Source organism: Microbacterium sp. Leaf436, assembly GCF_001424715.1.
GTDB lineage: Bacteria > Actinomycetota > Actinomycetes > Actinomycetales > Microbacteriaceae > Microbacterium.
Genome location: NZ_LMRB01000001.1, coordinates 898,230 through 919,966, shown reverse-complemented (window position 1 = coordinate 919,966; position 21,737 = coordinate 898,230). Strand labels below are relative to the sequence as shown.

Here is a 21,737-nt window from a genome sequence, read left to right as displayed (position 1 = left end):
CACCTCATCAAATGTTCCACCCATGAGCTACCGGCAGACACATTCGGTCTGATCCGGCGCCTGGACACCACACGCTCCAAAGAACCCGTGATGCCAGATGCTCCTTAGAAAGGAGGTGATCCAGCCGCACCTTCCGGTACGGCTACCTTGTTACGACTTAGTCCTAATTACCGATCCCACCTTCGACGGCTCCCTCCACAAGGGTTGGGCCACCGGCTTCAGGTGTTACCGACTTTCATGACTTGACGGGCGGTGTGTACAAGACCCGGGAACGTATTCACCGCAGCGTTGCTGATCTGCGATTACTAGCGACTCCGACTTCATGAGGTCGAGTTGCAGACCTCAATCCGAACTGGGACCGGCTTTTTGGGATTCGCTCCACCTCACGGTATTGCAGCCCTTTGTACCGGCCATTGTAGCATGCGTGAAGCCCAAGACATAAGGGGCATGATGATTTGACGTCATCCCCACCTTCCTCCGAGTTGACCCCGGCAGTATCCCATGAGTTCCCACCATTACGTGCTGGCAACATAGAACGAGGGTTGCGCTCGTTGCGGGACTTAACCCAACATCTCACGACACGAGCTGACGACAACCATGCACCACCTGTTTACGAGTGTCCAAAGAGTTGACCATTTCTGGCCCGTTCTCGTATATGTCAAGCCTTGGTAAGGTTCTTCGCGTTGCATCGAATTAATCCGCATGCTCCGCCGCTTGTGCGGGTCCCCGTCAATTCCTTTGAGTTTTAGCCTTGCGGCCGTACTCCCCAGGCGGGGAACTTAATGCGTTAGCTGCGTCACGGAAACCGTGGAATGGTCCCCACAACTAGTTCCCAACGTTTACGGGGTGGACTACCAGGGTATCTAAGCCTGTTTGCTCCCCACCCTTTCGCTCCTCAGCGTCAGTTACGGCCCAGAGATCTGCCTTCGCCATCGGTGTTCCTCCTGATATCTGCGCATTCCACCGCTACACCAGGAATTCCAATCTCCCCTACCGCACTCTAGTCTGCCCGTACCCACTGCAGACCCGAGGTTGAGCCTCGGGATTTCACAGCAGACGCGACAAACCGCCTACGAGCTCTTTACGCCCAATAATTCCGGATAACGCTTGCGCCCTACGTATTACCGCGGCTGCTGGCACGTAGTTAGCCGGCGCTTTTTCTGCAGGTACCGTCACTTTCGCTTCTTCCCTGCTAAAAGAGGTTTACAACCCGAAGGCCGTCATCCCTCACGCGGCGTTGCTGCATCAGGCTTCCGCCCATTGTGCAATATTCCCCACTGCTGCCTCCCGTAGGAGTCTGGGCCGTGTCTCAGTCCCAGTGTGGCCGGTCACCCTCTCAGGCCGGCTACCCGTCGACGCCTTGGTGAGCCATTACCTCACCAACAAGCTGATAGGCCGCGAGCCCATCCCAGACCGAAAAATCTTTCCAAACACGACCATGCGATCACGTCTCATATCCAGTATTAGACGCCGTTTCCAGCGCTTATCCCAGAGTCCAGGGCAGGTTGCTCACGTGTTACTCACCCGTTCGCCACTGATCCACCAAGCAAGCTTGGCTTCACCGTTCGACTTGCATGTGTTAAGCACGCCGCCAGCGTTCATCCTGAGCCAGGATCAAACTCTCCGTAAAAGAAAAATGCCCACCCAACCGGAATAAGGTCAAGGCAAGCGAGTTCAATCTGACCAAACAGGAAGTCAAAACTGACTATCCAGATGCCAACCCCCAAAAAGAGGATTGGACTTTGATCCAAAGGAATTCTCGCGATCCGAAGACCNAATCTGACCAAACAGGAAGTCAAAACTGACTATCCAGATGCCAACCCCCAAAAAGAGGATTGGACTTTGATCCAAAGGAATTCTCGCGATCCGAAGACCAACGAGGATAAAATTGGCATTTGACAAGTGCACGCTGTTGAGTTCTCAAGGAACGGACGCACCCACAGAAACAATCTCTCGACCTACCCGTGAGGCAATACGCCTAACACCACCGACACAACCACAACACCACGCCCGAAGACGAACAGTGAAGGATGTACACGCCGAGTGGCAGGATCCCAACCMTAGACCAGAGAACCGAAACTCTCAAGACCACAGATCAGGAAGTGGTTCGCTACATGAGGGGCTGCGGGGCCTTTCGGCCGCTCCGCTCTCCCCTGTGGGGCGAACAAGTAAAAGATTACGNCAAGACCACAGATCAGGAAGTGGTTCGCTACATGAGGGGCTGCGGGGCCTTTCGGCCGCTCCGCTCTCCCCTGTGGGGCGAACAAGTAAAAGATTACGTGCGACACCCCGACTCAGCCAATCCAGCCACATCCCGGGCGTGTCGCACCCCCACACCCCCGGAAACACGCGGGTGTGGGCCGATCAGACGAAGCGGTCGACGCCGCCCCACCCGCCGACCCACGCCTCGAGGTGGGGCTCGTCCCTCGTCGGATGCACTCCGTCAGCGACCCGGGTGTCTCGGCGGAAGGCCGCCGACGCTCCCCATCGGTGGGTGCGCCGACGCGACCGACGCGACTCCGCGAGTCCGAATCGCACGCCCTCCGCGGTGACCAGGTCGAGCGAGCCGATCTCCCCGTGATCGAGCGATGCCACCGCGTCGATGAGGGTGGTGGCATCCAGGATCACCACCGCCCGGGTCAGGTGCAGGGTGATCCGCGCGTCGGGGGTGGAGGCGTCGCCGGAGAAGAGCACGCGGGGATCGGCCGTCCATGCGTACTCGCGCAGGGAAGAATCCACCGCCACGGACGCCTGCGGGAACGACGCGAGGAAGGAATCGACGCAGAGGAAGGCCGCCGACGGGGTGACCGCATCGGGCAGACGGACGAGGAGGTCGGGTACCGAGGGGAGAAGACCCCTCCCCCGTGACCCTTGCACCGGGATCTTCGCGGCGAGGACCTGCGTCTGACGATTGCCCTCGGCCGCGCGGTCGCGGTCGTCGCGTGCGGCCCAGTCGGGACCGTCGTGCCAGGCCACGGCATCCGGAATGTGTGCGAGCACTCCGCCGGCCTGCCAGGCACGATGCGCCCACTCCCAGTCCTCACCGCCATAGGAGGAGAACGACTCGTCGAATCCCCCGATCTCGTCGAAGAACGCGCGGGAACACGCGACGACCGCGCTGATGACATACCGGTAGGAACGGTCGTCGGCGTGGAGGAGGTTCGCGCTGCGCGCATACGCCTCGACGAGCCACTCGGGTTCGGCCAGCTCCCGCGGCGGGGCGACCTCGGCGATCGGGAGGCCGGCGGGCACCTCGGACAGATCGGCGTGACGACGGCGTCCGACGGTCACCGCGTCGGGGAGCAGAGCCGGGAGGCGCGACATCCGTCGGATGTACTCGGGCTCGGGCGTCGTGTCGGCGTCGAGGAAGCAGAGGACCTCACCCGTGGCGGCGGCGGCCCCCAGGTTGCGTGCGGCCGCGGCACGGAAACCCCGATCGTCCTGGCGGACGAGCCGAACGCCGCGGGGGACGACGGGCGACTCGGGCGAGCCGTCGTCGGCCACGATGATCTCGAGCCGGTCGGCGGGGTGGTCCTGCTGCTGCAGCGCCGCGAGGGTGCGGGCCAACTCCTGCGGCTGCGCGTAATGCGTGACGATCACGCTGACCCGCGGCGGATCCGGCTCGCGATGCGACACCAGGTCCCACCGGTTGCCCGGAACCCACGGCATCCGATCGTTCCATCCGCCGTCGTCCGCGTTCACCACGACACGTCCGACCACCATCGGCGGTAGGCCCGCGCGGCATCGGCGCGGCCGAACGGGACCGGGTCGACGCCGTGCCAGGTGCGGCCGGCATCGGCGCGCGCGGCCGCGACGGCCGAAGCGAGCTGCTCGGGCTCGACGACGTCGAGCGTTCCGGGCCGGAGGGCGGCCATCTCGTCGACGTAGCGGTTGCGCACGGCGACCGGCCGGCGGCCCCACCCGATCCACGAGGCGAGAGACCCCGACGCCGACACGTGACGGTGCGCGATCACCGGGACCGCGACCCGCCGCGCCCGCGCGATCATGTCGGCGTCGTCGAGCCACCCGGTCACCTCGACGGCGACACCGGCGGCGGCCGCGGCGCGGACGAACGCGTCGAGGTCGGCCGCGTGGCCCTCGGACGCGCGCCCGAGCACGCTCAACCGCGTCAGGCCCGAGGCGGCGGTCGCGGCGAGTGCCTCGTCGTGCCCCTTGCCGGGGTAGAAGTAGCCGAGGACGCCGACCGCGCCATCGGAGGGAGCGGGGACCGAGGGCGGAACGCTCGCGACGGGGAGCGGCACAACCGTCACCGGGCCGTCCCACACCCCCTCTTCCCGCAGGAGCTCCCGCTCGTGCGCGCTGTTGACGGCGACGGCGCGCGCCGCCTCGGTCACGGAGCGATAGAACGCCCGACGCCGGGGACGGTTGCGCTCCCCGTCGGAGACCTGCGGCACGTCGTGCAGCGTCGCGGTCAGCGGATGCCGCCGGGCGAGCGCCTCGACGGTGCGCGTCGCCTCCTCGGGCGAGGCCCCCCAGAGTCGGTCGGTGATGTGCGCGTGCACGGGCGTGCCCGGGGGAAGGGATGCCGCCTCGTCGGGCGTGATAACCCGCACCCCGGGGGCGCCGCGCACGACCTCGGCGGCCATCTCGCGCGCGTACACGGCGACGCCGTGCGGCCCCGGGTGGGCGAGAAGCACCGGGAGGGTGGCATCCGGGATCGACGTCGTCATGCGGCCTCCGCCCACGTGCGCAGCAGCGGAGCCAGACGTTCCGCGACGGCGGCGAGCAGCGCGGGGCGCTCGGCGTAGTACGCGAGATGCGCCTCGCGCACGAGGGCGGCCGGCACCGTCTCGCCGTCGACGATCCAATCGGGCCGCGGGGCGGTGTCGAGATCCCACGCGTCGACGACCCAGCTCTCGAGCGGCGCACGGACGGCGGCGAGGATCGGGCGGCCCGGGTCGACCACCCGGCCGGGCGCCGCGAGGGCGGCGACGATGCGCTCCCCCAGGGGGAGGAAGAGCGCGTTCCCGGGATGATTCACCGTGCGGGCGAGGTCGTCGACCACCGGAGCGAAGAGATCGGATGCCGCGACGTCGAGCCCCCGGGCCTCGCGGCGCCGCAGTTCCGCGATCGAGGCGTCGGCGATCGCGCGGACCGTGGCGGCCGGCACGCTCGACGCGACCGGAGCACCCAACGCCTCGGCGACGATCCGGACGTCGTGGTACGCGACGAGCGGCGGATCCTCGGGGAAGTCGGGGAGGCGCAGAACAGCCTGGAACGGGTGCAGTCCGGCGAAGCGCACGGCCGGGACCGTGACGGTGCGGGCTGCGGCGGGAAGAGCGGCGCGCAACTGGGCGGTGCCCAGCGGAAGGCCGCGGTAGTCGTCGCGGATCGGCTGCGCGACCAGGAAGGCGGCATCGGCGAGGAGGGCGTGCAGGCGCCGGGCATCGTCGGCGGTGAGCTCGTGCACCGCGGGGACGCGCACGGCGGGAAGAACCTCGGACGAGATCACCAGCCGCAGTGACTCCGCCTGGCAATTGCCCACCACCAGGCCGAAACCGTCGGCCGGGGCCTTCTCGCCGAAGAACTCGGCGTAGTGGCGACGGCGCGCTATCACCGCGTCGCCGTGGTCCGCAAGGCTTCGCAGTCGCGCCCTCTCACCACCCATGATGTGAAGGTATCCGTCGGTGTCATCGTCGTCCCAACCGCCCCGTTGCATTGCGATGTGCCTGGCGATGCGGTACGCGCACCGTCACGCACGCAAGCACGAGGAGAACACGAGATCGTCGTCACCACCGTCCCCCCGGTCCGGGTCGCGGCCGTCCCCTCGGCCCACCCCTATGTCGCCGCCATCACCGACCGCGACCACGTGACGCTGCTGTCGGACCCGCCGCCGCCGGGAGCCCCCGCCGGCCAATGGTGGCCGCCGCAGGTGCTGCTGCCCTCGTGGCTCGAAGCGCACGCCGACGACTTCGACCTGGTGCACGTGCACTTCGGCATCGAGTCGTACAGCCCGGACGAACTGCGCGCGACGGTCGAGACGCTCCGGCGGATCGGGCGACCCCTCGTCTACACGGTGCACGACCTCGAGAACCCGCAGCTGAGCGAGCAGGACGCGCACCGGGCGTCGCTCGCCGTCCTCGCCGCGGGCGCCGACGCCCTCGTCACCCTCACCGACACGGCCGACGCCGAGGTGCGCGGGATCGTCCACCGACCGACGACGGTGATCGCTCACCCCACGCTGCTCGGCGACGCACCACGCCCCACCGGTCACGTCCACGACGTCGCCCGCATCGGCGTGCACCTGCGCGATCTCCGCCCCAACATCGATGGGGTGGGGACCACCGCGACCCTCGTCCGCGCCGTCGCCGCCCTGCGCGCGGAGGGTGCGCGGATCGAAGCCGTCGTGCGGATGAACGAGCGGGTGCGCGACGCCGAGGCGGCGGCATCCATCGACCTCCTCGTCCGTGACGCCGACGGTGTCAGCGTCGAGCGCGGAGCCCGTCTCGACGACGACGCCCTCGCCGAGTGGCTCGCCGACCTCGACGCGTGCGTGCTGCCGTATCGGCACGGCACCCAGTCGGGCTGGGCGGAGCTCTGCTACGACCTCGCCGTTCCGGTCGTCGGCACCCGCATCGGCCACATCGCCGCCCAGCATCCCGGCGACTTCCACGCCTTCGACGTCGGCGACCCGCTCTCGCTCGCACGCGCGATGGTGGAGGCCACGGCTCCGGCCTGGTCGACGCCGGGATCGACGCCGCGCACGGCCGAGGTGGACCGGCGACGGGCCGAACGTCTCGCGGAACGGAGCGAGGTGCGTGCCGCGCACGTCGCCGTGTACCGCCGCGCACTCGACACGGAGGTGGCCGCATGATCCGCGGCGCACGGTCACTGCGGGTGCTCGTCGTCGCCCCCTCGCGCTACCCCCTGCGTCAGCCGCACGCCGGCGGACTGGAGGCGTGCGTCTGGGACCGCGTGCGCTGGCTGCGCGCGCGCGGGCACGAGGTGACCCTGTGCGCCGCCGAGGGCTCGGACTTCCTCGGTGACACGCCGGAGTTCTCGCTGCCCGCTCCCGCCTGGACGCGGCCGGAGGCGGCATCCGACACCGAGTACCCGGCCGGGTACGCGGCGGCCGTCGACACCGCCTTCGATGCGGCCCGCGACCGCCTCATCGCCGACCGCCACCTGTACGACGTCGTGGACAACCACAGCCTGCATCCCGCGCCCATCCGGTGGAGCCGCGAGGCGGACATCCCGGTCGTCACGACCCTGCACACGCCGCCCCTGGAACACATGCTGGAGGCCGCGGCCGACGTGCGCGACAGCCCGCACCGTTTCATCGCCGTGAGCCAGGCGACCGCGCGCGCGTGGTCGGTCGAGGGGGTCGACGCCTTCGTCTTCCCCAACGGCATCGACACCGACCAGTGGACGCGCGGCGCCGGCGGACCGTCGTGGGTCTGGTCGGGGCGCGTCGTGCCCGAGAAGGCACCGCACCTGGCCATCGAGGCCGCCCGCTCGGCGAACGCCCACATCGTGCTCGCCGGCCGGATCGGCGACGTCGACTACTTCGAGCAGGAAGTCGTGCCCCGGCTCGGCGTGCACGCCCGCTACGTGGGCCCGCTGCATCAGCCCGACCTCTGCCGCCTCGTCGGATCGTCGGCCGTCGCCCTGGTCACGCCCATGTGGGAGGAGCCCTTCGGCCTCGTCATCGCCGAAGCGCTCGCCACCGGCACCCCCGTCGCGGCCTTCGACATCGGCGGGGTCTCCGAGGTGCTCGCGGGCATGCCCGGATCGGCGACGGTCATGCCCGGCGACGTCGTCGCGCTGGGCAAGGCCGCGGCCGAGCTCGCCGCGCAGGGCGCGCGCGAACCCCTCACCCGCGTCTGGACCCGCCGGGCGGCCGTGCGACAGCACTCGCTCACGGAGCGCTACCGCGAAGTGGAGCGGGTGCTCACCCACACCGCCCAGCCCGTCGCCGCGCGCCGCGTGCCGGCGGTGTCGCGGTGATCGGCTGGTACGTCCACCACCACGGCTTCGGCCACATCGCGCGTTTTCTCGCCGTGCACCCGCACCTGCGGACCCCCGTCGTGGCGTTCTCGTCGCTCGCCCGCCCCGCCGGCCTCGCCCCCGAGACCCAGTGGATCGAGCTTCCTCCGGATGCCGATGTGGTCGAGGCCGCCGACGGCACGGTGCTCGACCCGCGCGAGGCGGAACCGACCGCCCGGGGGAAGCTGCACTGGGCGCCCCACGGGCACCCGGGACACCGCGCACGACTGGCCATGATCGCCTCCGCGGCGGTCGACCTCGATCTCGACGTCTTCGTCGTCGACGTCAGCGCGGAGGTCGTGGCCCTCGCGCGACTTTTGGGGCTCCGCACCGTCGCGGTGACCCAACCCGGCGCGCGCACCGACGCGCCCCACGCCCTCGCCTACGCCCTGGCCGATCGCATCGTGGCCCCCTGGGCGCACGGCGCGGTGCCCACCCCCGCCCTCGCCGAGCACGGCGACCGCGTGGTGTGGACCGGGGGCATCTCGCGCTACGACGGACGCACCCCGCCCGAGTCCGCGACCGAGCGGTCAGTGCTGCTGCTCGGCCGTGTGCTCGAGCCGGAGGTCCGCGACGAGGCCACCGCACGTCTTTCCGCTCGCGGCTGGCGGGTCACCGCGATCGGGCACGACGAGGCCTCCCGCGTCGACGACCCCTGGCCGTTGCTGGCCGGCAGCACGGTGGTCGTGAGCGCCGCGGGCCAGAACAGCGTCGCCGACCTCGCGGCATCCGGAGCCCGCGCCGTCGTCATCGCGCAGGACCGCCCCTTCGACGAGCAGCGTGCGACCGCCGACGCCCTCGCCCGCTGGGGCCTCGCGCAGCGGGCGGACGACACAGTTTCGGCCTCCGACCTGGTCGATCTGGTCGAGCGGGCCGCCTCGACCGAACCGGACTGGTCGCGCTGGCAGGTCGCGGGCGCGGCCCACCGCATGGCCGCCGCCCTCGAGGCGGTGCGGCCGTGAGGACGGCGCTCATCACGGTCGCCTCGGCGGCGCGGCGCGAACACCTCGAGCGCCAGCGCCGCGTGATCGCCGAACTCGCCGACGACATCGTGCGCGTCGAGGCGTGGCTGGACGAGACGCCGCCGGACGGTGTCGCGGAGGCGGGGACGCTCACCGTGCTCGTGCCCCCGGGGCCGCACGGACTGCGGGTGGGCGAGGGGCGGAACCGCGCGGCGGACGCGGCGATCGCCGCCGGCGCCGAACTGCTGGTGTTCCTCGACGTGGACTGCCTGCCCGGGCCCGGCCTGCTGCCCGCCTACCGCGCCGCCACCCGCGCGCACCCCGACGCGGTGCTCTGCGGAGCGGTGACCTACCTGTCGAGCGTGCAACGGCCGGAGAACCTCGACGATCTGCCCTTTCTCACCCGCCCGCACCGCGCTCGCCCGGCGCTCGGACCCGGCGAGACGCGGCGGGCCACCGACGGGGAGTACGACCTGTTCTGGTCGCTGTCGTTCGCCGTGAACCCGGCGACGTGGGACCGCATCGGCGGCTTCCACCCCGGGTACGAGGGGTACGGGGCCGAAGACACCGACCTCGCCTGGTCGGCTCGCGCTGCGGGCGTCGAGATGCAGTGGGTCGGCGGGGCGGACGCGTACCACCAGTGGCATCCGGTCTCTTCTCCCCCGTGGCAGCACCTCGACGACATCCTGCGCAACGGGGGCACGTTCTGCGAGCGGTGGGGAGCGTGGCCGATGGGGGGATGGCTCGACGCCTTCGCCGCGGCCGGGGCCATCGAGCGCCGCGGCGACGGCTGGGTGCGCGTGCGCTGAGCCGGGGCGTGACGGCGTTGAGCGTCCGGGACACGCCGCCATCGTGCGGCGCGCTACGGCGTGTCTTGGACACTCAACGGGTATCCGCGGGGCGGGGCGGAGGGCGCGGGAAAGCCCCGGCGCGGACGCCGGGGCTTTCGGGGCGGGTCAGGCGCTGCGGAGCCAGACCGTGGTCTCACCGGGCAGCGTGTCGCCGTCGAGCGCGACGCTGGCGAGCAGCACCTCGCCCGCGGGCAACGCCGCGGGCTCGGTGCCGAAGTTCGTGACCACCGTCCAGCCGTTCGGGCGGGCGAACGCCACCACGTCGTCGCGACCCGTCTCGATCCACTCCATCTGCTCGTCGGTCTGCAGCTCGTGCCGCAGGTCGAGCGCGCGGCGGTAGAGCGACAGCGTCGAGGCCGGGTCGCCGTCCTGCAGGTCGACCGCGTACGTGCCGAACCACTCCGGCTGCGGAAGGTGGGCGCCCGCCGAACCGAAGCCGAACGCCGGGCCGTGCTCGGTCCAGGGCAGGGGCACGCGGCATCCGTCACGGCCCTGATCGACGCCGGGGCTGCGGAAGAACGTCGGATCCTGACGGTCGGCGTCGGGGATCTCGGCGACCTCGTGCAAGCCCAGCTCCTCGCCCTGGTACAGGTACGCCGAGCCGGGAAGGCCCAGCACGAAGGCCGCGGCGGCGCGGGCGCGGCGCTCCCCGCGGCGCGAGTCGAGAGCCGGGGACTGCCCGCCGGAGAGCAACCACTCGTTGCCGTGCTTGAGGGTCGGACGCCCGTCGGCGGCGCGCTCGGCGTCGGGGAGTCCGTACCGCGTGGCGTGGCGGACGACGTCGTGGTTCGACAGCACCCACGTGGTCGATGAGCCCGACTCCGCGGCCAGCGCGAGGTTGTCGGCGACGATGCGCCGGAACTGCGCGGGGTCGAAGTCGGCCTCGAGAAGGTCGAAGTTGAACGCCTGGCCGAGGCTGTCGGCGCTGGCGTACAGCGGCACGCGCGAGGGGTGCACCCATGCCTCGGCGACGGCGGTGCGCGGCGGGTCGTAGGAGTTGAAGACCGCGCGCCACTCGGCGTAGACCTCGTGCACGTCGTCGCGGTCGATCATCGGGTGGGTGCCGTCGTGCGGCAGGGCCTCGAGCTCGGCGCGCGAGCGCAGGGGCTCGCTGAGGTCCTTCGTGAGCATGTGCGCCACATCGATGCGGAACCCGTCGACCCCGCGGTCGCTCCAGAAGCGCAGCGTCGTGACGAAGTCGGCGCGCACCTCGGGGTTCGCCCAGTTCAGGTCGGGCTGCGAGACGTCGAAGTTGTGCAGGTACCACTGCCCGTCGGCGACCCGCTCCCACGCCGACCCGCCGAAGAGCGACACCCAGTCGGTGGGCGGCTCGGCGCCGTCGACGCCCGACCCCTCGCGGAAGACGTAACGCTCGCGCGCCGCCGAGCCCCGGCCCGCCGCCAGCGCCTCCTGGAACCAGACGTGCTTGTCGGAGGTGTGGTTGGGGACGATGTCGACGACCACCCGGATGCCGTGGGCGTGCAGCTGCGCGATGAGCTCGTCCATGTCGGCCAGGGTGCCCAGTCGCGGGTCGACGTCGCGGTAGTCGGCGACGTCGTACCCGCCGTCGGCGAGATCGGAGGGGTAGAAGGGGCTCAGCCAGACGGCATCCACCCCCAGCTCGGCGAGGTACGGCACGCGCGAGGTGATGCCGCGGATGTCGCCGAGGCCGTCGCCGTCGCTGTCGGCGAAGCTGCGGGGGTACACCTGGTACACCACCGCCTGACGCCACCAGTCGGGGGCGTCGGACAGCTCGCGGGTACGGGCGGAGGGGGATGCGGTCGTCACGAGGAGGGTTCCTTTCGAGGGGAGGGGAGGGGAGGTGTCAGCCCTTGACGGCGCCCTGGGTCACGCCCGCCATCACCCAGCGCTGGGTGAAGAGATAGGCGACGATCGCGGGGGCCATGGCCATGAGGTAGGACGCGAAGGCGACGTTGTAGTTGTTGCTGAACTGCGTCTGGAAGAGGTTCTGCCGCACCGGAAGGGTCTGCAGCGTCGGGTCGCTGATGATGAGCGAGGGCATCATGAAGTCGTTCCACGCGTAGAGGAAGGCGAAGATGCCGACCGTGGCGCTCATGGGAGCCAGCAGCGGGAAGATGAGCTGCCAGAAGGTCTGCCAGGTCGTCGCGCCATCGATCCGCGCGCTCTCTTCGAGTTCGAGCGGGATGGAACGCAGGAACGCGGTGAACAGCAGCACGCTGAAGCTCAGTTGGAACATCGTGGCGAGGATGATCACGCCGAACGGGTTGTCGAGGCCCACCCGGCCGGTGAGCTGGATCTGCGGCAGGGCGACGACCGGGAACGGGATGAACATCGCCGCGAGCAGGTAGAAGAACGAGTAGCGGAAGAGCTTGCGCTCCCAGTTGCGGGCGATCGCGTACGAGGCGAAGGCCGCGAGGACGATGGTCGCCACCACCGTGCCGGCCGTGACGAGGAGCGAGATCGCGAGGCCCACGGGGAACTTCGTCAGCGTCCACGCCTGCACGAAGCCGTCGAAGCTGATCGGCGAGGGGAACGAGAACGCGTTGCCGTCGACGATCTGCGTGCCGCTCTTCAGCGCCATCGAGACGGTGACGTACAGCGGCAGCAGGACGGTGAGGGAGCAGAGCACCAGGATGGTCGTCGTCGACCAGTTGATGCGCTCCATCCCGACGCGACGGATGCGGCGCTTCTGAGGCTGGTCGGCGGGGACGGCGAGTTCGGCCTGCTCGAACGCGAGCGCCGGCTGGTTGAGAGCGGTCATGAGAGGGTGTTCCTTCCCCGGGTCAGCGAGAGCTGCAGGAGCGAGATGACGATGGCCACGACGAAGAAGAGCGCCGCGTTCGCCATCTGGTACGCGTAGTCCCCGCCGTTGAAGCCGAGGATGATCGACATCGCGACGCTGCGGGTCGCGGTGCCGGGACCGCCGCCGGTGAGGCCGACGATGATGTCGTAGGCGTTGAGGAAGCCTTTGAAGCCCAGGATGATGTTGATGACGACGTACCCCGCCACCAGCGGGAGCGTGATGCGCAGCAGCTGCTGGGTCTTGCTCGCCCCGTCGAGGCCCGCGGCCTCGTAGACGTCGCCGGGCACGGACAGCAGCCCCGCGATGTAGATCAGCAGCGTTCCGGGGATCGCCTGCCACGCGGTGACGATGACGATCGCGACCCACGCGAGGTCGGGGTTCGCGAGGAGCGAGGTCTCGAGCCACGGGATGCCGAGCGAGGCTCCGGCCTCGGGCACCGAGTTGCTGAAGAGGAAGTTGAAGACGTAGGCGATGATGATGCCCGAGATCACCATCGGGATGACGAAGACCGTGCGCAGCGCCTTCTTGAAGCGGATCTGCGAGGTCAGTCCCACGGCCAGCAGGAACGCCGCGATGTTGACGACGATCACCGTCGCGACCGAGAAACCGAAGGTGAACAGGTAGCTCTGCAGGATGGCCGGGTCGCTGAAGATCGCGATGTAGTTCGTCAGCCCGGTGAAGTTCCACTCGCCGAGGCCGATCGAGTCGGTGAAGCTGAAGAAGATCCCGATGATGCCCGGCACCGTGATGGCGAGGGTGAACAGCACGAGGGTCGGCAGCAGGAACAGGTAGTAGATCGGTTCGACGCGGCGGCTGCTGCGCCGAGCGGTCGCCTTCCCGCCCGTCACGATCGTGGTGGTGGTGGTCATCGCGCGTCCTCCTCGACGGCTGCGTCGGTCGTGGACGCGGGCGGCTGGCGGAACGCGAGCCGCGACCAGTCCTCGTCCATGGTGCGCAGGGTGGCCTCGGGCGAGGCGCCGAAGATCATCGCCTGGGCGTAGTTGAAGGTGGGGATGGTCTTGGGCACGAGCACCGAGGCGCCCTGGTAGATGCGGCCCTCGTCGTAGTACGGGATCATCCCGGCGACGCGAGGGTCGCTCGGCGACGGGGCGTCCTTCGTCGGCGCGAAGCCGAGCTGCGACTCGTTGTAGGCCTCGATGATCTCGGGCTGGTACAGGTACTCGAGGAAGTCGCGCGCGGCATCCTGGTGCCGGGAGGCCTCGGGGATGATCGCCGCAAGATCCATGTTGACGCGGACGGCGAGGTCGTCGGGGTCGTCGGTCATCGGCAGCGGGAACGTGCCGACCGCCAGGTCGGGCGCGGTCTTCGCGATCTCGCCGAGTGCCCAGGGGCCCTGCAGGTACATCGCGGCCTCACCCTGGGCGAACGCGAGGTTGCCGTCGCCGTAGGCCCGGCTCTCGGCATCCGGGTTCGTGTAGTCCCGCGCGAGCTCGAGCATGCGATCCATCGGCTCGGTGAAGTCCTTGGCGAACGAGACCTGCGACTCGGGTCCCACCTCGGCGCCCTCCGCGGCGAGGCCGTCGAAGAAGTCGAGGACGTCGAGCGAGCCGCCGACGGAGTAGTCGTACCAGCCCTGCGCCACGGTCCAGTCGTCTTTGAAGGTGCCGTAGAACGGCGTGATGCCGTTGGCTTTCAGGGTGTCGGCGACGGCGAGGAGCTCGTCGTAGGTGGTGGGGACCGACAGTCCCAGCTGCTCGAACATCTGCGTGTTGTAGATGACGGATGCCGCCATCACCGAGTACGGGAGCGCGCTGGTGCGCCCCGCGCAGGAACCGTATTGGTCGAGGAGCGGCTGCAGATCCTCACGCACGGTGCCCGCCGCCTCGGTGCCGCTGAGATCGCTCAGCGCACAGCGCTGCACGAACCGGGCGACCTCGTAGTTGTAGTTGGCCAGCATGATGTCGGGCGGATTGCCGCGCACGAAGCTCGCCGACACGACGTCGACGCCGGAGCTGTCCATCTCGACGCGCACGCGATCCTGCGAGGCGTTGTACTCGGCGACCACGTCGTTCATGAACGACAGCGCCTCGCGCTTGCTGAAGGTGAATCGAATGGTCTCGCGGCCGTCGGAGGAGCAGCCGGCCAGCATCGCCATCCCGAGCACCCCCACCGTCGCCGCGGCGACCCATCGTCGGCCCGCTCTGGTCTTCGTCGACACGTGTTCCTCCTTCGCTGCACTGCGAACATGTTGTCCCGTCGAGTAAATCTACTCGTCAAATCAATGTCGTGCAGGCAGTATTGCAGGAGAACGAAAGGGGGTCAAGAGTGTCGATGGATGCCATCACGACGACGCCGTCGCTGCGTCGCCACAACCTCGATGCGGTCCTGGGCTACGTCTGGGACGCCGACGCCTTCACCGCGAGCGACGTCATTCAGGCCGTGGGCGTGACGCGCTCCACCGCCATCGACGTGCTCGACGAGCTGACCGCCCGCGGCCTGCTCACCGAGATGCCGAACGCCCGAGCGGTGGGCGAGTACTCCAAGGGCCGACCGGCCCGACGCTTCGCCTTCGACCCCGGCGCGGGCCTGGTCGTCGGCGTCGACGCCGGCCGGGGCCACCTCACCGCCACCGTGGCCGACCTGCGCGGACGAGCACTCGCCACCTCGCGGCTGACCGTCGACCCCGAGCTCGATTCGCCCGAGCGACGCCGGCGCGCGGCCGAGGCGACGGTGGACGCCGCCCTCACCCGCGCACGACGCGCGCGCACCGAAATCATCGGCCTGTGCGTCGGAGTGCCCGCCCCCGTCGCCCGCTCGGGGCGCTCGCCCGTGCACCACGACGGCTTCTGGGCGCGCATGAACCCCGACTTCATCGACAGCTTCGCCGCGTGGGCACCCGTGGTGCGCGTCGAGAACGACGCCACCCTGGCCGCCGTCGCCGAGCGCACGCACGGAGCCGCGGTCGGCAGCGACGACTTCGTCGCCCTGCTCGCCGGCGAGCGTTTCGGCGCCGGCATCAGCGTCGACGGACGCCTGCTGCGCGGCGCGCACGGCGGAGCGGGCGAGACCGTGGCGTTCGATCGCGTGGACGGGGTCGGCAGCGCCTGGGGCCTCGCACCGCGGTGCGTCGACGCGGCGCACGAGGCCCTGGCCTCGGGATCCCTCCCCCTCGACAGCGCGCTGCGCGACATCGACCCCGACACCCTCGACGCCAAGACCGTGCTCGACCTCGCCGCCGCCGGCGACGCGGGGGCCCTCGGCGTCGCCCGGGCGGTGGGTCCGGCGCTCGCCGGGGTCGCGGCGGTGTTCGGCAGCCTGTTCGACGTGGAGCGCGTGGTGGTCTCGGGCGCGATCGCCGCCGGAGCCGGACCCATCATCGACGCGGCCATCGGCGCCCTGCCCGCGTCGCTGCACCTGCCGGCCCCGCGCATCGTCGCCTCGACCCTCGGGGCGGACATCGTGTCGATCGGGGCCGTGGCCGCGGCCGTGGAGACGGCCCGCACGCACGCCCTCGACCTCGCCGCCTTCGCCCTGCCCGCCGATCGCGCGCGGGCGTGACGGGGAGACCCTCGGGCGAAGAGAGGGTGACGGGCCGCGGCATCTGAAGCCGCCGCCGACCGCACGACGAGAGGTCGGGCGGCGGCAAGCCCCCTCGCCGGATCCGGCGCTGCGGATAGCGTCGGGACCGTCTCATTCCCGATCGAGAGGAAACCGGATGCCCGCGTGGCCCGAGCACGTCTTCTGGTGGCACGTCTACCCGCTGGGATTCGTCGGCGCTCCCATCCGCGACGACGTCGACCCGGATGCCGAACCCGCACACCGCCTCGACCGCTTCGAGCCGTGGCTCGACCACGTCATCGAGCTGGGACTGAACGGCCTGCTGCTCGGCCCGGTGTTCGCGTCGGAGACGCACGGCTACGACACCGTCGATCACTTCCGCATCGATCCCCGCCTCGGCGACGACGAGGACTTCGACCGTCTCGTGTCGGCGGCGCGGGAGCGCGGCATCCGGATCCTGCTCGACGGCGTCTTCAATCACGTCGGCCGCGGGCACCCGGCGTTCCGCGCCTTCGCCGACGGCGGCGACGACCCGGGGCTGTTCCGCGCTCGTCGCGTCGACGGCCGGGTCGAGGCCGACGTCTTCGAGGGGCACGACGCGCTCGTGGCGCTGGACCACTCCTCGGAGGCCGTGGCCGATCTCGTCGTGGAGGTCATGTGCCATTGGCTGGAGCGCGGCATCGACGGCTGGCGATTGGATGCCGCCTACGCGGTACCCCCGGAGTTCTGGGCCCGGGTGCTCCCCCGCGTGCGCGAGCGGTTCCCCGAGGTGTGGGTCGTCGGCGAGGTCATCCACGGCGACGCGGCCGAGATCGTTCGCGCCTCGAGCATGGACGCGCTCACCCAGTACGAGCTGTGGCAGGGCGTCTGGCACGGGATCTCGGACCGCAACCTGTTCGAACTGAGCCACGCGATCGAGCGTCACGACGAGCTGCTGGCGACCTTCGTGCCGCAGACCTTCGTCGGCAACCACGACGTCACGCGCATCGCCTCGGCGGTGGGCCCCGACCTCGTGCCCCACGCCCTCGCGGTGCTGTTCACCGTCGCCGGCACGCCGTCGGTCTACGCCGGCGACGAGTTCGGGTGGACCGGGGTGAAAGAGCAACGCCTCGGGGGCGACGACGCGGTGCGGCCCGAGTTCCCCGCCGATCCGGGCGAGGTCGACGCCGACGCGCGGATCCTGCAGGCGCACCAGGCGCTCATCGCTCTGCGGCGTCGGAAGCCGTGGCTCTGGCGCGCCCACACCGACGTCATCGAGGTGACGAACACCGCCGTCGCACTGCGGACGGCCGTGGGCGACGACGCCGTGGTGGTGGCGCTGAACATCGGCGACGAGCCGGTGACCCTGCCGGTCGCCGACGGGCGGACGGTGGTCGCCGGCGAGGGCACCCCGGCCGACGGGCGGCTCGAGCTGGGCCCGCACGGGTGGGCGGTGCTGGAGGCCTGACTAGCGGCATCCACCTCGTTCCCGCCGGGCATGTCCCGAAACGTGCGAGTTCGGCGGGCTGGAGCTGCACGAAGTGGGACATGCGACGTGGCGACGGCGCCGCGGTGACGCAGCAGCAGCGGCGACGACGTGGCAACGACGACGCAGCGGCGACGCAGCCGCTCAGGCCCCGACGCGGAAGCGGTGCTCGGGGCGGCCCGTCGAGCCGTACCGGAGGCTCACCTGCACCAGGCCGCGCTCGGCCAGGGCCGTCAGGTGCCGCTGCGCGGTCGCGCGCGAGACGCCGATGCGCTCGGCCACCTCGCTCGCCGAGGCCTCGTCGGCGCCCAGAGCCGCCAGGACGGTCTGCTCGGTCGCCGAGCGGGCGAGCGACGGCCCCTCGCGCTCCCCGCGCATCACGGATGCCGCGCGGTCGATGTCGTCCTGCGACAGCGGCCGCGAGCTGGAGAGCAGGTTGCGGTACCGGGCGTAGCGGTCGAGACGCTCGGCCAGCACGCGCGTGTCGAAGGGTTTGACGAGGAAGGCCAGCGCCCCGGCGGTGAACGCGCGGCGGACGGTCGCGGCATCGGTCGCCGCGGACAGCACGAACGCGTCGACGCCGACCGAGCGCACGAGGTCGACACCGTCGCCGTCGGGCAGGTACACGTCGGCGAGCAGCAGGTCGGGCTGGTGCTCGGCGAGCGCGGCGCGGGCCTCGCCGACCGTCCGCGCCGGCTCCAGGGCGACGAAGCCCGGGCGGGCCGCGACGGCGTCGCGGTGCAACCCCGCCACACGGAAGTCGTCGTCGACGACCAGGACGCGGATGTCGGTCATTCGTTCTCTCCTCGCAGGACTCCCGGCAAGCGGGCGGCCACGACGGCACCGTGGCCGTCACCACCCGGGTCGACCACCCACACCTCGCCCTCGCGACGGCGGGCGAACTCGCGCGAGAGCGGCAGCCCGATCCCGAGGCCGTGCACCGCGGTCGGGTCGTCGTCGCGCTCGCGGGGGGCGAAGACGGCATCGACGTCGGCGATGCCCCCACCCGTGTCGGCCACGGTCATCACGATGGCGTCGCCGTCGCCCAGCACGGCGACCTCGACTCCGCGCGGCGCGGGGGCCGAGGCCGCGGCGGTCACCGCGTTGTCGACGAGGTTGCCGAGCACGGCCACGACGTCTTCGACGTCGTCGACGGTGCCCCGCAGGAACGTGTCGTCGGAGACCCTCAACGTCACCCCGCGTTCGCGCGCGGCGAGCGCCTTCGCCCCGAGGAAGGACTGCAGCATCGCGTCGCCGACGAGGTCGATCCCCGGCACCGCCCAGTCGACCGAACCGCGGTCGACGAGGTCGGCGAGGAAGGCGCGGGCCTCGGCCGTACGCTCCGCATCCAGCAGGCCCACCGCCGCGTGCAGACGGTTGGCATTCTCGTGCCGCTGCACGCGCAGGGCGTCGCCCATCGCCCGGACGCTGTCGAGACGCCCCGACAGCGCGGCGACGTCGGTGCGGTCGCGCAGCACCGCGACGCGGCCGAGCGTGCGCGCACCGCGGCGGACAGGGCGCACGTCGATGAAGACGACCCGGCCGCCGACGGGCAGCCCCGTGCTCGCGCCGGTGCCGGCCAGGGCGGTGGCGACGGCGGGCGCGAGGGCGAGGGCGGAGAGGGGGCGGCCGACGGCATCCGTGATCCCGAGCAGTCGTTCGGCCGCGGCGGTGCAGACCCGCACGATCCCCGCGTCGTCGAGCGCGAGCACCCCCTCGTCGGCGCCCTCGAGCACGGCGGTCTGGGTCTGCACGAGAGCGACGAGCTCCTCGGGCTGCACCCCGAGCGTCAGCCGTTCGAGCCGGCGGCGCATGAGCAGCGCGACGGCCGCGCCGATCGCGACGGCCAGCAGCACCGCGACCGCGATGCCGACGAGGAGGGCGGGGAGGTCGTCGAAGACGCTCGCGCGCTCGAACCCGACGCTCACCTCGCCGACCGGGGCACCGCCGGCGGGCGGATAGACGGGGACCTTGGCGCGGGCGGACTCCCCCAGGGTGCCGACCTCCCACGTCACGACCTCGCGGCCCGCGAGCGCGTCGGTGAAGCTCGTGCTCACCACCTCGCCGAGGCGGTCCGGATCGGGGTGGGCCAGACGGATGCCGTGATCGTCGGTGATCACGACGAACAGCCCTTCGGTGCGCGCGGTGACGTCGGCGGCGTACCGCTGGAGGACACCGTCGCGGAGTGTCGCGGCGACCGGCGTGCCGGGGTCGGCGGAGTACTCGGCGACGAGGTCGCGCACCTGGGGCGACTCGGCGACCGAACGCGCGATGTTCAGGGCCGAGGAGTCGGCCTCGGCCCTCAGCTGCTGCACGCCGAGCCACGCGAACACCGCGGTGCACACCGCGACCACGGCGACCTGCGTGGCGACCTGCACGACGAGCATCCGGGTGGCGAATCGCATACGCACCTCCGGGCTCGTGCTGCGCGAAATGCGCAGAACACACGGTACGCGCATAACCCGCCGCAATGCGAGCAAGCGCGCGCCCGGGGGCACGGCATCCGTAGTGTCGCCGGATCGAGAGCGCGAGAGCCGCGCCCGTCACGACGAAGGAGTCGCGATGACCCCCCTGATCCTTGCGGCCGAAGCGGCCGAGTACCCGGTGGGCTATACGCCCGCCGACGGGGTGCTCGTGGCCCTCGGCTTCCTCATGGTCCTGTCGTTCATGGCGCTGATCATGACGCGGCGCCTGACCCCCATGGTCGCCCTCATCGTGGTTCCCACGGTCTTCGGCCTCATCGCCGGCGCGGGCCTGGGCCTCGGCGACATGGTCATCGACGCGATCAGCACGATGGCGCCCACCGCGGCCCTGCTGATGTTCGCGATCATGTACTTCGGCATCATGATCGACGTGGGGCTCTTCGACCCGCTGATCCGCGTGATCACGCGCGTGCTGGGCGACGACCCGGCCAAGATCGTGCTCGGCACCGCGATCCTCGCCGCCGCCGTGTCGCTCGACGGCGACGGTTCGACCACCTTCATCATCACCACCTCGGCGATGCTGCCGCTGTACCTGCGGCTGGGCATGAGCCCCGTCGTGCTCACCTGCGTCGCGGGACTCATGAACGGCACCATGAACATCGTGCCGTGGGGCGGCCCGACCGTGCGCGCCGCGACCGCCCTGGGCCTGCAGCCCACCGACGTGTTCGTGCCGATGATCCCCTCGTTGATCGCGGGCCTGGTCGTCGCGCTCGCCTTCGCGTGGTTCCTCGGTCTGTCCGAGCGCAAGCGTCTCGCGGGCTCGGTCGACACCTCGAAGCTCGACGCCCCCGGTGGATTCGGTCGCCTCGGCGCCCCGAAGATCTTCCGCGGCGCGGAGCACAAGCCCGGCGCGGTCGCGTCGCTGCGCACCGGCAACATCGTCACCGTCCGCGGCGGGCGCGACGCCGTCGCCGCGACCCAGCTCGTCGACACCGCCGACACCGCGATGGCCGACACCATGCTCGACCCGAACCGCGCGACCCTGCGCCCGAAGCTCATCTGGTTCAACCTCGCGCTGACGGCCGCCGTCATGGTGCTGCTGGTGATGGACCTGTTCCCGCTCGCGTTCGTCTTCATGGTCGGGGCCGCGGTCGCCCTGATCGTCAACTTCCCCAAGCTCCGCTCGCAGGCCGATGAGATCGTCGCCCACGCGCCCAGCATCGTCGGCGTCGTGTCGATGGTGCTCGCCGCCGGCGTGCTCGTCGGCGTGCTCAACGGCACGGGCATGGTCACCGCGATGGCCTCGTGGATCACCGAGGTGATCCCGACGTCGATGGGCCCGTTCCTCGCCGTCATCACCGGGGTGCTGTCGATCCCGTTCACGTTCTTCATGTCGAACGACGCGTTCTACTTCGGCATTCTGCCCGTGCTCGCCGAGAGCGCCGCGAACTACGGCATCGCCCCGGTCGAGATGGCGCGCGCCTCGATCACCGGCCAGCCCGTGCACCTGCAGAGCCCGCTGGTTCCCGCCATCCTGCTGCTCGTCTCGCTCGCCGGCGTCAACCTCGGCGACCACCACAAGAAGGTGCTGTGGCGCGCGACGATCGTCTCGCTCGTCATGCTCGGCGTCGGCGTGCTGGTGGGCGCGGTGCCGCTGCTGGGCTGAGACCGCGTGCTCGAACGAAGACCCCGGATGCCTCGGCATCCGGGGTCTTCTCGGTTGAC

At 70.5% G+C, this 21,737-nt stretch carries 16 protein-coding genes and 1 rRNA gene; 7 read left to right on the top strand and 10 right to left on the bottom strand.

Annotated elements, in window-relative coordinates; all coding sequences use genetic code 11:
* Nucleotides 1–108: 108 nt before the first annotated feature.
* The 4 genes from ASG45_RS04290 to ASG45_RS04275 all read right to left on the bottom strand — a co-directional run bounded on the left by ASG45_RS04290 (nt 109) and on the right by ASG45_RS04275 (nt 5,578).
* Nucleotides 109–1,630: ribosomal RNA gene (locus ASG45_RS04290) — 16S ribosomal RNA — on the bottom strand.
* A gap of 734 nt (nt 1,631–2,364) precedes the next feature.
* Nucleotides 2,365–3,705: a glycosyltransferase family 2 protein gene (locus tag ASG45_RS04285; RefSeq protein WP_235561562.1), complete on the bottom strand. Its 1,341-nt coding sequence runs from the start codon at nt 3,703–3,705 to the stop codon at nt 2,365–2,367.
* On the bottom strand, nt 3,699–4,691 hold the full coding sequence (locus ASG45_RS04280) for a glycosyltransferase (RefSeq protein WP_055833057.1): 993 nt from the start codon (nt 4,689–4,691) through the stop codon (nt 3,699–3,701). Before ASG45_RS04280 ends, ASG45_RS04285 begins: the two co-directional genes overlap by 7 nt.
* Nucleotides 4,688–5,578 (bottom strand): WcbI family polysaccharide biosynthesis putative acetyltransferase, encoded by an 891-nt coding sequence (locus ASG45_RS04275; RefSeq protein ID WP_235561561.1) that lies wholly within the window; start codon nt 5,576–5,578, stop codon nt 4,688–4,690. The genes ASG45_RS04280 and ASG45_RS04275 overlap by 4 nt, the downstream gene beginning before the upstream one ends.
* 108 nt (nt 5,579–5,686) lie before the next feature.
* Between ASG45_RS04275 and ASG45_RS04270 the strand changes: the two genes are divergently transcribed.
* Genes ASG45_RS04270 through ASG45_RS04255 form a run of 4 tightly spaced genes read left to right on the top strand, consistent with a single transcriptional unit; the run spans nt 5,687 to nt 9,778 of the window.
* Nucleotides 5,687–6,835, top strand: coding sequence for a glycosyltransferase (locus ASG45_RS04270; RefSeq protein ID WP_055833051.1), 1,149 nt, complete (start codon nt 5,687–5,689; stop codon nt 6,833–6,835).
* On the top strand, nt 6,832–7,968 hold the full coding sequence (locus ASG45_RS04265) for a glycosyltransferase (RefSeq protein WP_055833048.1): 1,137 nt from the start codon (nt 6,832–6,834) through the stop codon (nt 7,966–7,968). The genes ASG45_RS04270 and ASG45_RS04265 overlap by 4 nt, the downstream gene beginning before the upstream one ends.
* Nucleotides 7,965–8,969, top strand: coding sequence for a hypothetical protein (locus ASG45_RS04260; RefSeq protein WP_055833045.1), 1,005 nt, complete (start codon nt 7,965–7,967; stop codon nt 8,967–8,969). Before ASG45_RS04265 ends, ASG45_RS04260 begins: the two co-directional genes overlap by 4 nt.
* Complete coding sequence (locus ASG45_RS04255) at nt 8,966–9,778, top strand: glycosyltransferase family 2 protein (RefSeq protein ID WP_055833042.1); 813 nt, start codon at nt 8,966–8,968, stop codon at nt 9,776–9,778. The genes ASG45_RS04260 and ASG45_RS04255 overlap by 4 nt, the downstream gene beginning before the upstream one ends.
* 147 nt (nt 9,779–9,925) lie before the next feature.
* Here ASG45_RS04255 and ASG45_RS04250 read toward each other — a convergent pair whose 3' ends face one another.
* Genes ASG45_RS04250 through ASG45_RS04235 form a run of 4 tightly spaced genes read right to left on the bottom strand, consistent with a single transcriptional unit; the run spans nt 9,926 to nt 14,721 of the window.
* Entirely contained in the window at nt 9,926–11,608 is a 1,683-nt protein-coding gene (locus tag ASG45_RS04250) for a glycoside hydrolase family 13 protein (RefSeq protein WP_055833039.1), read from the bottom strand.
* 37 nt (nt 11,609–11,645) lie between these two features.
* A complete protein-coding gene (locus tag ASG45_RS04245; RefSeq protein WP_192012582.1) occupies nt 11,646–12,563 on the bottom strand; it encodes an ABC transporter permease subunit in 918 nt (305 codons plus the stop codon).
* The gene (locus tag ASG45_RS04240; RefSeq protein WP_055833037.1) at nt 12,560–13,474 is read right to left on the bottom strand and encodes a carbohydrate ABC transporter permease; all 915 of its coding nucleotides are present in this window, start codon (nt 13,472–13,474) and stop codon (nt 12,560–12,562) included. Before ASG45_RS04240 ends, ASG45_RS04245 begins: the two co-directional genes overlap by 4 nt.
* Nucleotides 13,471–14,721, bottom strand: a complete 1,251-nt coding sequence (locus ASG45_RS04235) for an ABC transporter substrate-binding protein (protein ID WP_199858541.1) — start codon at nt 14,719–14,721, stop codon at nt 13,471–13,473. The genes ASG45_RS04240 and ASG45_RS04235 overlap by 4 nt, the downstream gene beginning before the upstream one ends.
* A gap of 176 nt (nt 14,722–14,897) precedes the next feature.
* Here ASG45_RS04235 and ASG45_RS04230 point away from each other — a divergent pair, with 176 nt between their 5' ends.
* On the top strand, nt 14,898–16,124 hold the full coding sequence (locus tag ASG45_RS04230; RefSeq protein ID WP_055833031.1) for an ROK family protein: 1,227 nt from the start codon (nt 14,898–14,900) through the stop codon (nt 16,122–16,124).
* 157 nt (nt 16,125–16,281) lie between these two features.
* Nucleotides 16,282–17,571, top strand: a complete 1,290-nt coding sequence (locus ASG45_RS04225; protein WP_055833029.1) for an alpha-amylase family glycosyl hydrolase — start codon at nt 16,282–16,284, stop codon at nt 17,569–17,571.
* Nucleotides 17,572–17,733: 162 nt separating this feature from the next.
* Here ASG45_RS04225 and ASG45_RS04220 read toward each other — a convergent pair whose 3' ends face one another.
* The gene (locus ASG45_RS04220) at nt 17,734–18,384 is read right to left on the bottom strand and encodes a response regulator (protein ID WP_055833027.1); all 651 of its coding nucleotides are present in this window, start codon (nt 18,382–18,384) and stop codon (nt 17,734–17,736) included.
* Entirely contained in the window at nt 18,381–19,994 is a 1,614-nt protein-coding gene (locus ASG45_RS04215) for a sensor histidine kinase (protein ID WP_191915567.1), read from the bottom strand. The genes ASG45_RS04220 and ASG45_RS04215 overlap by 4 nt, the downstream gene beginning before the upstream one ends.
* A gap of 157 nt (nt 19,995–20,151) precedes the next feature.
* Here ASG45_RS04215 and ASG45_RS04210 point away from each other — a divergent pair, with 157 nt between their 5' ends.
* The gene (locus tag ASG45_RS04210) at nt 20,152–21,678 is read left to right on the top strand and encodes a CitMHS family transporter (protein ID WP_055833024.1); all 1,527 of its coding nucleotides are present in this window, start codon (nt 20,152–20,154) and stop codon (nt 21,676–21,678) included.
* The last annotated feature ends 59 nt before the right edge of the window (nt 21,679–21,737 follow it).

What these genes read in the sequence shown, in the direction of transcription:
- ASG45_RS04210 (WP_055833024.1), top strand. Translation starts at nt 20,152, where the DNA reads ATGACCCCCCTGATCCTTGCGGCCGAAGCGGCCGAGTACCCGGTGGGC.
- ASG45_RS04230 (WP_055833031.1), top strand. Translation starts at nt 14,898, where the DNA reads ATGGATGCCATCACGACGACGCCGTCGCTGCGTCGCCACAACCTCGAT.
- ASG45_RS04280 (WP_055833057.1), bottom strand. Translation starts at nt 4,691, where the DNA reads ATGACGACGTCGATCCCGGATGCCACCCTCCCGGTGCTTCTCGCCCAC.
- ASG45_RS04265 (WP_055833048.1), top strand. Translation starts at nt 6,832, where the DNA reads ATGATCCGCGGCGCACGGTCACTGCGGGTGCTCGTCGTCGCCCCCTCG.
- ASG45_RS04245 (WP_192012582.1), bottom strand. Translation starts at nt 12,563, where the DNA reads ATGACCGCTCTCAACCAGCCGGCGCTCGCGTTCGAGCAGGCCGAACTC.
- ASG45_RS04220 (WP_055833027.1), bottom strand. Translation starts at nt 18,384, where the DNA reads ATGACCGACATCCGCGTCCTGGTCGTCGACGACGACTTCCGTGTGGCG.
- ASG45_RS04225 (WP_055833029.1), top strand. Translation starts at nt 16,282, where the DNA reads ATGCCCGCGTGGCCCGAGCACGTCTTCTGGTGGCACGTCTACCCGCTG.
- ASG45_RS04240 (WP_055833037.1), bottom strand. Translation starts at nt 13,474, where the DNA reads ATGACCACCACCACCACGATCGTGACGGGCGGGAAGGCGACCGCTCGG.
- ASG45_RS04215 (WP_191915567.1), bottom strand. Translation starts at nt 19,994, where the DNA reads ATGCGATTCGCCACCCGGATGCTCGTCGTGCAGGTCGCCACGCAGGTC.
- ASG45_RS04235 (WP_199858541.1), bottom strand. Translation starts at nt 14,721, where the DNA reads ATGGCGATGCTGGCCGGCTGCTCCTCCGACGGCCGCGAGACCATTCGA.